Annotated in this window: 13 protein-coding genes and 2 pseudogenes; 14 read left to right on the forward strand and 1 reads right to left on the reverse strand. The window is 62.1% G+C overall.

The features are described 5' to 3' along the window. Nucleotides 1–162: 162 nt before the first annotated feature. Nucleotides 163–2589, forward strand: coding sequence for a ComEC/Rec2 family competence protein (locus tag ATY77_RS10695; protein WP_088687304.1), 2427 nt, complete (start codon nt 163–165; stop codon nt 2587–2589). Here ATY77_RS10695 and lexA read toward each other — a convergent pair. Then, entirely contained in the window at nt 2570–3289 is a 720-nt protein-coding gene (gene lexA / locus ATY77_RS10700) for a transcriptional repressor LexA (RefSeq protein WP_088674192.1), read from the reverse strand. The two genes, ATY77_RS10695 and lexA, sit on opposite strands and share 20 nt — an antisense overlap. Nucleotides 3290–3486: 197 nt before the next feature. Between lexA and ATY77_RS10705 the strand changes: the two genes are divergently transcribed. The 13 genes and pseudogenes from ATY77_RS10705 to ATY77_RS10765 all read left to right on the forward strand — a co-directional run. After that, nucleotides 3487–4383, forward strand: coding sequence for a VOC family protein (locus tag ATY77_RS10705; protein WP_088687287.1), 897 nt, complete (start codon nt 3487–3489; stop codon nt 4381–4383). Continuing rightward, nucleotides 4380–5225, forward strand: coding sequence for a 3-deoxy-8-phosphooctulonate synthase (gene kdsA / locus ATY77_RS10710; RefSeq protein ID WP_088674131.1), 846 nt, complete (start codon nt 4380–4382; stop codon nt 5223–5225). The genes ATY77_RS10705 and kdsA overlap by 4 nt, the downstream gene beginning before the upstream one ends. A gap of 141 nt (nt 5226–5366) precedes the next feature. Beyond that, nucleotides 5367–6641, forward strand: a complete 1275-nt coding sequence (eno, locus tag ATY77_RS10715) for a phosphopyruvate hydratase (RefSeq protein ID WP_088674130.1) — start codon at nt 5367–5369, stop codon at nt 6639–6641. Between the two features lie 143 nt (nt 6642–6784). Then, nucleotides 6785–7105, forward strand: a complete 321-nt coding sequence (locus ATY77_RS10720; protein WP_088674129.1) for a septum formation initiator family protein — start codon at nt 6785–6787, stop codon at nt 7103–7105. Nucleotides 7106–7250: 145 nt separating this feature from the next. Continuing rightward, complete coding sequence (pdhA, locus tag ATY77_RS10725) at nt 7251–8297, forward strand: pyruvate dehydrogenase (acetyl-transferring) E1 component subunit alpha (protein ID WP_088674128.1); 1047 nt, start codon at nt 7251–7253, stop codon at nt 8295–8297. Between the two features lie 15 nt (nt 8298–8312). Continuing rightward, nucleotides 8313–9698 (forward strand): pyruvate dehydrogenase complex E1 component subunit beta, encoded by a 1386-nt coding sequence (locus ATY77_RS10730; RefSeq protein WP_088687288.1) that lies wholly within the window; start codon nt 8313–8315, stop codon nt 9696–9698. 15 nt (nt 9699–9713) lie between these two features. Then, entirely contained in the window at nt 9714–11066 is a 1353-nt protein-coding gene (locus tag ATY77_RS10735; RefSeq protein ID WP_088687289.1) for a pyruvate dehydrogenase complex dihydrolipoamide acetyltransferase, read from the forward strand. Nucleotides 11067–11085: 19 nt separating this feature from the next. Next, nucleotides 11086–11727 carry an SGNH/GDSL hydrolase family protein gene (locus ATY77_RS10740; RefSeq protein WP_012483686.1) on the forward strand — a complete coding sequence of 214 codons (642 nt, stop codon included), beginning with the start codon at nt 11086–11088 and terminating at the stop codon, nt 11725–11727. 2 nt (nt 11728–11729) lie between these two features. After that, nucleotides 11730–12311: a GNAT family N-acetyltransferase gene (locus ATY77_RS10745; protein WP_088687290.1), complete on the forward strand. Its 582-nt coding sequence runs from the start codon at nt 11730–11732 to the stop codon at nt 12309–12311. Nucleotides 12312–12328: 17 nt separating this feature from the next. Next, nucleotides 12329–13774: a dihydrolipoyl dehydrogenase gene (gene lpdA / locus ATY77_RS10750; RefSeq protein ID WP_088687291.1), complete on the forward strand. Its 1446-nt coding sequence runs from the start codon at nt 12329–12331 to the stop codon at nt 13772–13774. Nucleotides 13775–13829: 55 nt separating this feature from the next. Then, nucleotides 13830–14084, forward strand: a complete 255-nt coding sequence (locus ATY77_RS10755; RefSeq protein WP_088674123.1) for a GlsB/YeaQ/YmgE family stress response membrane protein — start codon at nt 13830–13832, stop codon at nt 14082–14084. Nucleotides 14085–14098: 14 nt separating this feature from the next. Beyond that, nucleotides 14099–14348 (forward strand): annotated as a pseudogene (locus ATY77_RS10760) (GlsB/YeaQ/YmgE family stress response membrane protein). Between the two features lie 40 nt (nt 14349–14388). Then, nucleotides 14389–14596 (forward strand): annotated as a pseudogene (locus ATY77_RS10765) (lipoyl synthase); the annotation flags it as partial.

Genomic DNA, 14596 nt, shown 5'->3' on the forward strand with positions numbered 1-14596 from the left:
CTTTTAGGCACTGCAGCGATGAACTGCGTGCATAGCGGAAGCCAATGATTCGACTGGTCTTTTGGTGCTCGCGATTTTCCCTCATATTTCAATCGATTATCCTTGCGGGATTTGAGAGGAAGCTGCATTCTGGCCGCCTTGGCGGGTGATTTTTGGCGGCGCATGCAGGGGTTGAAGACAGTCGAATTGCGGCCGGAAGCAGGCGCTGGGCCTGCCGATTCCGCAGGTCTTTCGGCGCCCGTGGTGACGCGGCCGGCAAGAACGCAGGCGGCGGCGCCGTTGTGTCACCGGCTGCCGGCCGCAGCCGCCCGAGCGCTGCGTGGCGGCCTTCGCATGCTGGGCGAGGAGGCGGATCATGGCCGCCTGCTGCTGTTCTCGCCGGTCTTCCTCGGCGCAGGAGCCGCTTTCTGGTTTCTCGCGGCATCGGACTTTCCAGTCGTTGCATTGCTGCTCTGCCTGTCGGCGCTGGCGGTCGCGATCCTCGTGATCGGCAGCAGCAGGGTGGTTTTGCGGGCAATGCTGCTGGCGCTTGCTTTCGTAGTCTGCGGCATGCTGTCAGCGCAGCTGGAGACCTGGCGAGCCTCGACGGTGATCCTCGATTCCGCCGTGACGACGACGGTGACAGGCCGCGTCGAGCGGCGCGAGGGCGACGACCGCGGGCGATGGCGCTACATTCTCGCCGTCACCGCCACCGAGGCGCCGACGCTGAAGCGGCCCCCGGAGCGTGTAACCGCAATCGCCCGTAGCACCGGCGCACCCTTCGAAATCGGCGACATCATTACCGGCAGGGCGCGGCTGACGCCGCCGTCAGGTCCGGCGCTTCCCGAACTCAACGATTTCTCCTTCGGCGCCTATTTTGACGGCATCGGTGCGAACGGTTTCTTCTACGGCGCGCCTGAGAAGGTCGACCTGCAGGCAGGCCCGCAGGCCGCGGCATCAGTGCCCGAGGCGCTGCTCGAATGGCTCTACCGGCTGCGCAGCGGCATCGGCGATCGCATAAGATCGGTGCTGCCCGGCGACACCGGCGCTTTTGCGGCCGCCCTCGTGACGGACGAACGGCGCGCCATTTCGAACGAGACGACGGAGGCGCTGCGCCAGTCTGGCCTTGCCCATATCATCGCCATATCGGGTCTCAATATGGCCTTGTCCGCCGGCATCTTCTTCGTCGGCTTTCGAATGCTGCTCAGCCTCTTTCCCGTCGTCGCCCAGGCCTATCCGACGAAGAAGATCGCCGCCGCCGGCGCGCTCCTTGCCGTCACGGCCTACTTCCTGATCTCCGGTTTCGCCGTCTCGGCCGAGCGCGCTTTCATCATGATGGCCGTGATGCTGATTGCCGTCTTCTTCGACCGGCCGTCGATCAGCCTGCGCAATGTCGCGCTGTCCGCGCTTGTCATTATCGCCATTTCGCCCTCCGAGGTGTTGGGCCCGAGCTTCCAGATGTCCTTTGCTGCGACATTGGCATTGGTTTCCGGGTATCAGATGTGGAAGGACCGGCGCGTCCGGGAAAACGCCTTTCTGAAATTGCCGATCATCAGGCCCATCGTTCCGGTGGCGGGGTTCTTCATCGGCGTCTTCCTGACCTCGCTGATCGGCGGCTTTTCGACCGCGCTGTTTTCGATCGAGCATTTTCATCGCCTGACCGCTTACGGCCTGCCGGCAAATCTCGCGACGATGCCGATCATCTCCTTCATCGTCATGCCGGCCGGGCTGCTGGCGATGCTGCTCATGCCTTTCGGCCTGGATGCCGTGCCCTGGAAGGTGGTTGGATTCGGCCTCGATCTGGTGATCGCGGTCGCAAAGACGGTTTCCGGCTGGGGCGGTGACATCGGGGTCGGACGGTTGCCCGGCTGGTACTTTGCAGTGGCTGTCGCCGGCTTCCTGCTCGTGACCCTGCTACGCACCCGGTTGCGGCATATCGGTGCTGCCGTCATTGCCGGCTCGACGCTTGTTTTGCTGCTTCTGCCGGCTCCTCGCGCCCCGGATCTGGTGATTTCGGAGGATGGCGCTCTGGTCGCGGTCGTGGAGGCGACCGCTATGGCTTCCAATCGCCCGAAGCCTTCGGATTTCATCTTCGATCAGTGGCAGCGAGCATTGGTCCTGCCCACGCATCATCCTCCGAAGATGCTGGAAGGCCCGGCGATTCCGGAAGGAGAAGATCGGCGCCTCAAGCTTTCCGCAGATCAGCAGGAGGAGGTGAGGACCGCGATGCAGGCCGCCGCAACGGGCGGCGAAACAAACCGCTTTTCCTGCGTCAAAAAGGCCTGGTGCATATCGCGGCTTGCCAGTGGAAAGGTCCTGACCGTCATCGACAATGCCGCCTATCTCGGTCCGGCCTGCGATGTGGGCAACATCGTCGTGACGTCGGTGCGGCTGCGCTTCGACCGTTGCCGCTCAGGCGCAATGCTTTTCACCGGAGAGACGCTCCGCAAGAGCGGTTCCGTCGAATTGCGCTTTACGGATGACGGTCCGCAAACCGTCACCGCATTCGGCCTGCTGTCGAGGCCATGGACGCGCCATCGCGCCTATGACTGGCGCACCGGCAATTTCGCCGAATCCGGCGTAATCGATGTCAGTGATAGCGGCGGATGAGACCGACGAGCTTGCCCTGAACCTTGACGCGATCAGGCCCGAAGATACGGGTCTCGTAAGCCGGGTTGGCCGCTTCCAGGGCGATCGATGCGCCCTTGCGGCGGAAACGCTTCAGCGTCGCTTCCTCGTCGTCGACGAGCGCGACGACAATGTCGCCGGGATTGGCGGTGCTGCCGTTGCGAATGATCACGGTGTCGCCGTCGAAGATGCCGGCATCGATCATCGAATCGCCTTTGACCTCGAGCGCATAATGCTCGCCATTGCCGAGCATATCGGCGGGAACGACGATGTCGTGGGTGTTGTTCTGGATCGCCGAGATCGGAACGCCGGCGGCGATGCGGCCCATGACGGGCACCGAGACCGAGTTGCCGTTATCGGCGACGGGCTTTGCTGGAGCGGGCGCGGCCACAGGCTGGGGCTTGCCGAGGCTGCCTTCGATGACGCTCGGCGAAAAGCCGCGCCGGGGCTGGATGCTGGGGCTGTAGGCTTCCGGGAGCTTGATGACCTCAAGGGCGCGAGCGCGATTCGGTAGGCGGCGAATGAAGCCGCGCTCCTCGAGCGCCGTGATCAGCCGGTGAATGCCGGACTTGGAAGCCAGATCCAGGGCATCCTTCATCTCGTCGAAAGACGGCGGAACGCCGGATTCCTTCATGCGCTCATGAATGAAAAGGAGAAGCTCCTGTTGTTTGCGCGTGAGCATCGACGTCAGACCCCGTGATTGAAACAAATCCAGAACAGACACTATATGTTCCATATGTGTTCCGCAAGTAGCTAAATTTCCGTAAAACTTGGCGTCAACTCGTTGAGATTTTTATTTTCATTCGCCGGATCGCCGGGCAGGCCTTGAATTGAGATGAGCGCTGGCGCACATCTCTAGCTGTTTCGGGAGGGGATATCATGAACAGGCATTCCGCCAACCCGCATCCGCTGGATCATCTGGTGCTGCCCGTCGTCAATATCGATCTGGCGCGCGAGAGGCTCGGCAAGCTCGGCTTCACCGTCGCCGCCGACGCGCGCCATCCCTTCGGGACGGAGAATGCCTGCGTCTACTTTGCCGATAAAACCTATCTGGAGCCGCTCGGTGTGGCGAGCGTCGAGGAGAGCGAGGCATCGGCGCGGAAGGGCAATGTGTTTACCGCCCGCAACCAGGCTTTCCGTTTCCGCTGCGGCGATGAGGGGCTTTCGGCGGTGGCTTTCGGCACTGCGGATGCTGGCCGCGATCATCATAACTTCGTTGGCAAGGCAGCGAGCGCCGGTGAAATGCTGCAGTTCAGCCGGCCGATGACGATGCCGGATGGATCTGAAAGCATCGCCGGCTTCAAGCTTGCCTTTGCCGCTGATCTGCGTGCGCCTGACCTCTTCCTCATCAGTGTCGAGCGTATCAGTCCGCTCCCGGCAGATCGTGGCGCGCTGGAGGCGCATGCAAATGGCGTCATGGGCATTGCCGAGGTGGCGCTTAGCGCGCCGGACGCTGCGGCATTCGGAACTTTCGTCGGCCTTGCCGCGGGACAATCGGCGATCGAGAAAACCGGCTTCGGCGTCAAGATCGCGGCGTCGAATGCAAAGATCAACCTTATGACGCCGGAAGGGCTGGAAGCTTATTTTGAGATCGCCGTTTCGCACGCCGAACGCGGCCTGCGCGGGCGGGCCATCCTCTTCAATGTCACCGATCTTGCCGTGACAGAAGCGCATTTGGCTGCTAACGGGGTGACCTACACGCGCAAGAACAATCGCATTCTGGTGAAGCCCGCGCCCGGGCAGGGCACGCTCTTCGCCTTCGAGGAACCACGATGAGCTCCAATACGAATTCCGAAGTCAAGATCGGCGAAGGCAACGGCCAGGTCACCTTTTCCAATACCGGCCGCCTGTCGCTGATCGCCGGCCCCTGCCAGATGGAAAGCCGCGATCACGCCTTCATGGTGGCCGAGACGCTGAAGGAGCTTTGCGGCAAGCTCGGCATCGGCCTGATTTACAAGAGCTCCTTTGACAAGGCGAACCGCACGTCGCTTTCGGCCGAACGCGGCATCGGGCTGGAAAAGGGCATGGAGGTTTTTGCCGATCTCAAGAAGGAATTCGGGTTTCCCGTTCTGACCGATGTTCACACCGCCGAGCAGTGCACGGAAGTGGCAAAGACCGTCGATGTCCTGCAGATCCCGGCCTTCCTCTGCCGCCAGACCGACCTTCTGATTGCCGCCGCCAAGACCGGCCGCGTCGTCAACGTCAAGAAGGGCCAGTTTCTCGCTCCCTGGGATATGAAGAACGTCCTGAAGAAGCTCAATGCCAGCGGCAATCCGAACGTGCTGCTGTGCGAGCGCGGTGCCTCCTTCGGCTACAACACGCTGGTCTCCGACATGCGCTCGCTGCCGATCATGGCGGCGATGGGCGCGCCGGTCGTCTTCGATGCCACCCATTCGGTGGCACAGCCGGGCGGGCAGGGCGATTCCTCCGGCGGTCAGCGGGAATTCGTCGAAACGCTGGCGCGCGCGGCCGTCGCCACCGGAATTGCGGGCGTCTTCCTCGAAACTCACCAGGACCCCGACAATGCGCCTTCCGACGGCCCCAACATGGTCTATCTCAAGGACATGCCGCGGCTCCTCGAAAAGCTGCTGGCCTTTGATGCGATCGCCAAGGCGTGATGTTCAACAGGCTGACATGATCGTGTTATAGGCCACATCGGAGCGCTGGTCCGGAGGCGTGAAACTGCAGCATTGTAATTTGCACGCCTTCGATTATGACAGGCTTCGAACGACTTATCACCCACCGAGCAGGAAGAACCCATGACTGCAATCACCGATATTATCGCCCGCGAGATTCTCGATAGCCGTGGCAACCCCACCGTCGAAGTCGATGTCTATCTCGAAGACGGCAGCATGGGCCGCGCGGCCGTTCCCTCGGGTGCCTCGACGGGCGCGCATGAGGCGGTCGAGCTGCGTGACGGCGGTAAGCGCTATCTCGGCAAGGGCGTTGAAAAGGCTGTCGAGGCTGCCAACACCGAGATCTTCGACGCGATCGGCGGTATCGACGCCGAAAACCAGATCCAGATCGACAACATCATGATCGAGCTCGACGGCACGCCGAACAAGTCGCGCCTCGGCGCCAATGCCATCCTCGGCGTGTCGCTCGCCGTCGCCAAGGCTGCCGCCCAGGCTTCCGGCCTGCCGCTCTACCGTTATGTCGGCGGTGCTTCCGCAAGCCTGCTGCCGGTGCCGATGATGAACATCATCAACGGCGGCGCGCATGCCGACAATCCGATCGACTTCCAGGAATTCATGATCATGCCGGTCGGTGCGGATTCCATCCGCGAAGCCGTCCGCATGGGCTCGGAAGTCTTCCATACGCTGCGCAAGGAACTTGCCGCACAGGGCCATAACACCAATGTCGGCGATGAAGGCGGTTTCGCACCAGGCCTGAAGAGCGCGCCCGAGGCGCTCGACTTCATCATGAAGTCGATCGAGAAAGCCGGCTACAAGCCCGGCGACGACATGTATATCGGCCTCGATTGCGCCTCGACGGAATTCTTCAAGGACGGCAAGTATGTTCTCGAAGGCGAAGGCCGCACGCTTGAGCCGGGCGCGATGGCCGAATATCTGGCCGAACTCGCCGGCAAGTATCCGATCATTTCGATCGAAGACGGCATGGCCGAAGACGACTGGGACGGCTGGAAGGCGCTGACCGACCTGATCGGCAAAAAGACCCAGCTGGTCGGCGACGATCTCTTCGTCACCAACTCCGCCCGTCTTCGCGACGGCATCCGCATGGGCGTCGCCAACTCGATCCTCGTCAAGGTCAACCAGATCGGTTCGCTGACGGAAACGCTGGACGCCGTCAACACGGCGCACAAGGCAGCCTACACCGCCGTCATGTCGCACCGCTCCGGCGAAACGGAAGATTCGACCATTGCCGATCTCGCGGTCGCCACCAACTGCGGCCAGATCAAGACCGGGTCGCTGTCGCGCTCCGACCGCCTTGCCAAGTACAACCAACTGATCCGCATCGAAGAAGGCCTCGGCCCCCAGGCCCAGTATGCCGGCCGTTCGATCATCCGTGGTTGATCGGATCTGATTTTCAATCGCTTGAGCCCCGCGCCTTGTGAGAGGCGCTGGGTTTTTTATTGCCCGCTTTTTAGAGTCAACGAACGGTTAATCTCTGCGCGTTAGATTGAACGAATTGGTAATGCGTTCAAGAGCATGCGTGTATGTGGACAAAGCATCATAAGAAGAGAAGAATCGGTCGCTTCGTCATTCCGGCCATGACGGTCGCCTTCCTCTCCTACTTCGGTTATCATTGCATCCATGGCGATTACGGCCTGCGCGCGACGGAGACGTTCGAGCGCCAGCGGATTGAGCGCGAAAAAGAGCTTGCGGTCTTGAAGGCGAAGCGCGAACATCTGGAAAGCCAGGTCGCGCTGCTGAGTGACGGCTCGCTCGACAAGGATATGCTGGACGAAAAGGCGCGTTACCAGCTCAATATGTCGCGCGCGGACGAGATCGTCATATTCAACCACTATTCCAATTAACCGAAATTCGGTTAATTACGATTTCGATAACCTTATCAACGATTTAGCTAAGAATATGAGCCATGCAATTATGGCATTGCTGTGGTCATATTTCTTCCCTATGGTACGCGCCATCGAGAACCGATAAACCCATAGGGAGGGTTGAATGGCGCCGCGAAAGACCGCGACCGTTTCCAGCCGCAAAACTGCAGCAAAATCCACAGTCAAAGCATCGAATGGTGGCCCGGTAGCCGACTTCGATCGTGACGAAGAGCTCAAGGCCTATCGCGAGATGCTGCTGATCCGCCGCTTCGAGGAGAAGGCCGGCCAGCTTTACGGCATGGGCTTCATCGGCGGCTTTTGCCATCTTTACATCGGTCAGGAAGCCGTCGTCGTCGGCATGCAGATGGCGCAGAAGGAAGGCGACCAGGTCATCACCGCCTATCGCGACCACGGCCATATGCTCGCAACCGGCATGGAAGCGCGCGGCGTCATGGCCGAGCTGACCGGCCGTCGCAGCGGCTATTCCCGCGGCAAGGGCGGCTCGATGCACATGTTCTCGAAAGAGAAGCATTTCTACGGCGGCCACGGCATCGTCGGCGCCCAGGTTTCGCTCGGAACGGGCCTTGCCTTCGCAAACCGCTACCGTAACAACGGCAATGTCGCCGTTGCCTATTTCGGCGATGGTGCGGCCAACCAGGGCCAGGTTTACGAGAGCTTCAACATGGCGGCTCTCTGGAAGCTGCCGATTGTCTATATCGTCGAGAACAACCGTTACGCCATGGGCACCTCGACGGCGCGCGCCACGGCGCAGTCGAACTATTCGCTTCGCGGCTCCGGCTTCGGCATCCCCGGCATTCAGGTCGACGGCATGGACGTTCGCGCCGTCAAGGCGGCGGCCGACGAGGCGTTCGAACACTGCCGTTCCGGCAAGGGTCCGATCATCCTCGAAATGCTGACCTATCGTTATCGCGGCCACTCCATGTCGGACCCGGCGAAGTATCGTACCAAGGAAGAAGTGCAGAAGATGCGCTCCGAGCAGGACCCGATCGAGCAGGTGAAGGCGCGCCTCATCGAGAAGGGCTGGGCTTCCGAAGACGATCTGAAGGCGATCGACAAGGATGTCCGCGACATCGTCGCGGACAGCGCCGACTTCGCCCAGGCCGATCCGGAGCCGGATGCATCCGAACTCTACACCGACATTCTGCTCTAATCGGGGAGGGAACCCATGCCTATCGATATCCTCATGCCCGCCCTCTCTCCGACGATGGAAGAAGGCACGCTGTCCAAATGGCTGAAGAAGGAAGGTGACAAGGTCACTTCCGGCGACGTAATTGCCGAAATCGAAACCGACAAGGCGACGATGGAAGTCGAAGCCGTCGACGAAGGCGTCATCGGCAAGCTGCTGGTCGATGCCGGAACCGAAGGCGTCAAGGTCAACACCAAGATCGCCGTGCTGCTGCAGGACGGCGAATCCGCCGCCGATATATCAGCAGCCAAGCCGGCTGCCGCAGCGGCACCCGCGGTCGCTCAGGAAGAGAAGCCGACGAATAGCGGTTCCGCCTCTGCTCCGCTTCCGGCCGAACCGAAGGCCGTCGTTCCGAACGACCCGGAAATCCCGGCCGGCACCGAGATGGTGTCGATGACTGTGCGCGAAGCGCTCCGCGACGCCATGGCCGAAGAAATGCGCGCCAGTGACGATGTCTTCGTCATGGGCGAGGAAGTCGCCGAATATCAGGGCGCCTACAAGGTCACTCAAGGGTTGCTGCAGGAATTCGGCCCCCGCCGCGTCATCGATACGCCGATCACCGAACACGGCTTTGCCGGCGTCGGCGTCGGTGCCGCCATGGCCGGCCTTCGCCCGATCGTCGAATTCATGACCTTCAACTTCGCCATGCAGGCGATCGACCACATCATCAACTCCGCCGCCAAAACGCTTTATATGTCCGGCGGCCAGATGGGCGCGCCGATCGTCTTCCGCGGCCCGAACGGCGCGGCCGCCCGCGTCGGCGCTCAGCACAGCCAGGACTATGCGGCCTGGTATAGCGCGATCCCCGGCCTGAAGGTCGTCATGCCTTATACGGCATCCGACGCCAAGGGTCTGCTGAAGGCGGCGATCCGCGATCCGAACCCGGTCATCTTCCTTGAAAACGAAATTCTCTACGGCCAGCACTTCGATGTGCCGAAGCTCGACAATTTCGTTCTGCCGATCGGCAAGGCTCGCATCCACCGTCCCGGCAAGGACGTTACCGTCGTTTCCTTCGGCATCGGCATGACATATGCGACGAAGGCAGCCGCCGAACTCGAAAAGATCGGCATCGATGTCGAACTGATCGACCTTCGCACCATCCGCCCGATGGATCTGCCGACCGTCATCGAATCCGTGAAGAAGACCGGCCGCCTCGTCACCGTCGAGGAAGGCTATCCGCAGTCGTCCGTCGGGACCGAAATCGCCACCCGCGTCATGCAGCAGGCCTTCGATTATCTCGATGCGCCGATCCTGACGATTGCGGGCAAGGACGTGCCGATGCCTTACGCTGCCAATCTCGAAAAGCTGGCGCTTCCGAACGTCGGCGAAGTCGTCGATGCGGTGAAGGCTGTTTGCTACAAATAAGGGGAGGGTATCTCGATGCCGATCAATATCACGATGCCCGCCCTCTCTCCGACCATGGAAGAAGGCAATCTGGCCAAGTGGCTGGTCAAGGAAGGCGACACGGTCAAGTCTGGCGATGTGATCGCCGAGATCGAGACCGACAAGGCGACGATGGAAGTCGAAGCCGTCGATGAAGGTACGGTCGCCAAGCTGGTCGTTGCCGCCGGCACCGAAGGCGTCAAGGTCAATGCGCTGATCGCCATTCTCGCCGCCGACGGCGAGGATGTCGCCGCTGCCGCAAGCGGCGCGGGTTCTGCCGCTCCGGCACCGAAAGCTGAAGCTGCACCGGCTGCAAAAGCCGAAGCAGCACCGGCGAAGGCTGAGGCCGCTCCGGCTGCAGCACCGGCACCGGCCGCCGCTCCGGCATCCGTTTCCGCTGGCGGCAACCGCACCTTCTCTTCGCCGCTTGCCCGCAGGCTCGCCAAGGAAGCCGGCATCGACCTTTCGGCTGTCGCAGGCTCGGGCCCGCATGGCCGCGTCGTCAAGAGCGATGTCGAAGCCGCCGTTGCGGGCGGTGGTGCCAAGGCTGCTCCCGCCGCTGCGGCTCCGCAGGCTGCCGCTGCTCCGGCACCGGCCGCAGCGCCGAAGGGTGCTTCCGACGACGCCGTGCTCAAGCTGTTCGAGCCGGGCTCCTACGAGCTCGTGCCGCATGACGGCATGCGCAAGACGATCGCCCGGCGGCTGGTCGAATCCAAGCAGACGATCCCGCATTTCTACGTCAGCGTCGATTGCGAGCTCGATGCTCTGATGGCGCTGCGCGCGCAGCTGAACGATGCGGCGCCGCGCAAGGACAACGCTCCGGCCTACAAGCTTTCGGTCAACGACATGGTGATCAAGGCCATGGCGCTGGCGCTGCGCGATGTTCCCGACGCCAACGTGTCGTGGACCGACAGCAACATGGTCAAGCACAAGCACGCCGATGTCGGCGTCGCCGTCTCGATCCCCGGCGGCCTGATCACCCCGATCATCCGCAAGGCCGAGCAGAAGACGCTGTCGGTCATCTCCAACGAGATGCGCGATCTCGGCAAGCGGGCCAAGGACCGCAAGCTGAAGCCCGAGGAATATCAGGGCGGCACCAGCTCTGTCTCCAACATGGGCATGATGGGCGTGAAGAACTTTGCCGCCGTCGTCAATCCGCCGCATGCAACGATCCTCGCGGTCGGCGCCGGCGAGCAGCGGGTCGTCGTCAAGAACGGCGAAATGGCGATCGCCACGGTGATGTCCGTCACCCTGTCGACCGACCATCGCTGCGTCGACGGTGCGCTCGGCGCCGAGCTGCTCCAGGCCTTCAAGGGCTACATCGAAAACCCGATGGGCATGCTCGTCTGATAGCTCGGCGGAGGCGGAAATGACCAAGACCGTTCTTTGCTATGGCGACTCGCTGACCTGGGGTTATGACGCCGAGACGATCGGCCGTCATGAGTACAAGAATCGCTGGCCGAGCGTGCTTCAGGCAGCGCTCGGCAGCGAGGCGCGCGTCATCGCCGAAGGGCTGAACGGTCGCACGACCGCCTTCGACGATCATCTGGCCGATTGCGACCGCAACGGCGCACGCGTCCTGCCGACGATTCTGCAGACGCATGCGCCGCTCGACCTCGTCATCCTTCTGCTCGGCACCAACGACATGAAGCCGGTCGTGGCTGGTTCGGCCTTTGCCGCCTGCCAGGGCATCAGCCGCCTCGTGCGGCTGATCCGCAATCATGCCTGGCCTTTCGAGTTCGACGGGCCGGAAATCCTGATCGTGGCGCCGCCGGCGATCTGCGCGACGGGTAACGTGCCCTTCGCCGCATCCTTTCCCGGCGGCATCGAGGAATCGGCCAAGCTTGCGACACTCTATCGTGACCTTGCCGACGAACTTGGCTGCGGTTTTTTCGACGGCAACTCCGTCGCCAAGACCACGCCGATCGACGGCATTCATCTCGACGCGGAAAACACCCGTGCGCTCGGACGCGGGCTGGAATCGATCGTCCGGATGATGCTGGGGATCTGAGCATGGCTTCCTTCGTCGCGCTGCGGCGGGCGTCACGGCGGGATGCTTCGGAACTGGCGATCCTGGCGGATATCGCGTCGCACGGTTTTGCCTCCTGGCTGTGGTTCGCCGATGTGGCGAATGGCGCTAGCGACACGCCGCTGGAATGCGGCAGGCGGAAAATGAGCGAGGAGGAAGCCGTCGGCGCCTGGCGGGATGCCGTCATCGCCGAGGCCTATGGCGAAGTCGCGGGCGTGGCGATCGGTCATGCGCTGGATGAGGGCATAGGCGATATCGAGGCGACGATTGCGGCGACCGAGCCGATGCTCGCCTTGCAGAAGACGGTTGTGGGAAGCTGGTTCATTGGCAGTCTCGGCGTCTATCGCCATCTGCGCGGCATCGGCATCGGGAAAAGGTTGCTGGAGGATCAGATCGAAAGGGCCGATCGTCGGCCCGTCAGCCTGATCACCGCAAGCGATAACGAAGCGGCTTTGTCGCTTTATGGAAGAAACGGATTCTTGGAGGCTGCGCGTGCGGATGCCGTGCCGCTCTTCGAAAACAGCAAGAGGCACGCGTGGGTGCTCATGACCCGCGGCGCAGCATAACAAAGGGCAGGAAACACATGGCTGAATCCTACGACGTCATCATCATTGGCTCCGGTCCCGGCGGCTATGTCGCCGCCATCCGCGCCAGCCAGCTCGGCCTGAAGACGGCGATCGTCGAGCGCGAGCATATGGGCGGCATCTGCCTGAACTGGGGCTGCATCCCGACCAAGGCGCTGCTGCGCTCGGCCGAAGTGCTCGATCACGCCAATCATTTCAAGGATTTCGGCCTCGTTCTCGAAGGCACGGTCAAGCCGGACGCCAAGGCCGTCGTCGGCCGCTCGCGCGCCGTCTCCGCCCGTCTGAACGCCGGCGTCGGCTTCCTGATGAAGAAGAACAAGATCGACATCATCTGGGGCGAGGGAAAGATCACCAAGCCCGGCGAGATCGTCGTCGGCAAGTCGTCTAAGCCGGTCGTCGAGCCGCAGCATCCGCTGCCGAAGAACGTCAAGGGCGAGGGCACCTACACCGCCAAGCACATCATCATCGCGACCGGCGCCCGCCCGCGCGCGCTGCCCGGCATCGAGCCGGACGGCAAGCTGATCTGGACCTATTTCGAGGCGCTGAAGCCCGACGCGCTGCCGAAATCCCTGATCGTAATGGGTTCGGGCGCGATCGGCATCGAATTCGCGAGCTTCTATCGCTCGATGGGCGTCGACGTCACGGTCGTGGAAGTCATGCCGACCATCATGCCGGTTGAGGATGCGGAAATCACCGCGATCGCCCGCAAGCAGTTGGAAAAGCGCGGCCTGAAGATCTTCACCAGCGCCAAGGTCACGAAGGTCGAGAAGGGCGCGGGCAGCATCACCGCCCATGTCGAAACGTCAGATGGCAAGGTGCAGCAGATCACCGCCGACCGGATGATTTCGGCCGTCGGCGTTCAGGGCAACATCGAAAATCTCGGTCTCGAAGCGCTTGGCGTGAAGACCGACCGCGGCTGCGTCGTCACCGACGGTTACGGCAAGACCAATGTCGCCGGCATCTACGCGATCGGCGACGTTGCCGGCCCGCCGATGCTGGCGCACAAGGCCGAGCATGAGGGTGTGGTCTGCGTCGAAAAGATCGCCGGCCTGCCGAATGTTCATCCGACCGACAAGGGCAAGGTTCCGGGCTGCACCTATTGCAATCCGCAGGTCGCCTCCGTCGGCCTCACCGAAGCCAAGGCCAAGGAGTTGGGCCGAGACATCCGCGTCGGCCGTTTCTCTTTCGCGGCGAACGGCAAGGCAATCGCGCTCGGCGAAGACCAGGGCATGGTGAAGGTGATCTTCGACAAGAAGACCGGTGAGCTTCTCGGCGCCCACATGGTGGGCGCTGAAGTCACCGAACTCATCCAGGGCTTCGTCGTGGCGATGAACCTGGAGACGACCGAGGAAGAACTGATGCACACCATCTTCCCGCATCCGACCGTGTCCGAGACGATGAAGGAAGCCGTGCTCGATGCCTATGGCCGCGTGCTGAACGCTTGATAATTTCCGGGGCCGCCCTCTTTGTCCGGGGTGGAAAAGATGAAAGGAAATCATCATGTCTATGGAGACGCAGGCGTTGCTGGTGTTTTTGCTGATTGGCCTGGTCGCGGGCTTCCTCGCTAGCCTCGTTGTCGGTGGCGGTGGTTTGATCAGATGCTTGCTCAGCGGCGTCATCGGCGCCTTCGTCGGCGGCTATCTGTTCAGTGCGCTCGGCATTTCGCTCGGCATCGACAACGCGTTGGTCGTGCAGATCATCCACGCCACCGTCGGCGCCATTATCGTGGTTCTGGTCGCAAGGGCGGTCGCTTAGGGGCAAGGGCAGGTATGGCAGGCGTGGGCTGGATTTCGGCAATCATCATCGGCGGGCTTGCGGGCTGGCTCGCCGGCAAGCTGATGGATGCGCGATACGGGATTTTCCTCAACATCGTGCTCGGCATCGTCGGTTCCGTCGTCGCCACCGCGATCCTCGCCCAGTTCCATGTCCAACTGGCCGGAGGGCGTCTCGGTTATTTCGTGACGGGGTTTCCTTGGCGCCTGCCTGCTGATATTCCTTGCGCGGCTGGTGCGGCGCTAGAGACGAGGCCGCGTAGGGGCGGCGGAAAGCTGATACTGCAATGGTGACCATTCTCGACACGATCAATCCCGACGCCAAGCGCGTGCGACATCCGGAAAAGGCGCATCGGCCGGATACGGAGGTCATGCGCAAGCCGGACTGGATCCGCGTCAAGGCGCCGACCTCGAAAGGCTATGCCGAAACGCGGGCGATCGTGAAGGAGCACAAGCTCGTCACCGTCTGCGAGGAAGCTGGCTGCCCGAATATCG

Origin of the sequence: Rhizobium sp. R634 (assembly GCF_002211305.1) — a bacterium.
In the GTDB taxonomy this organism is placed as follows: domain Bacteria; phylum Pseudomonadota; class Alphaproteobacteria; order Rhizobiales; family Rhizobiaceae; genus Rhizobium.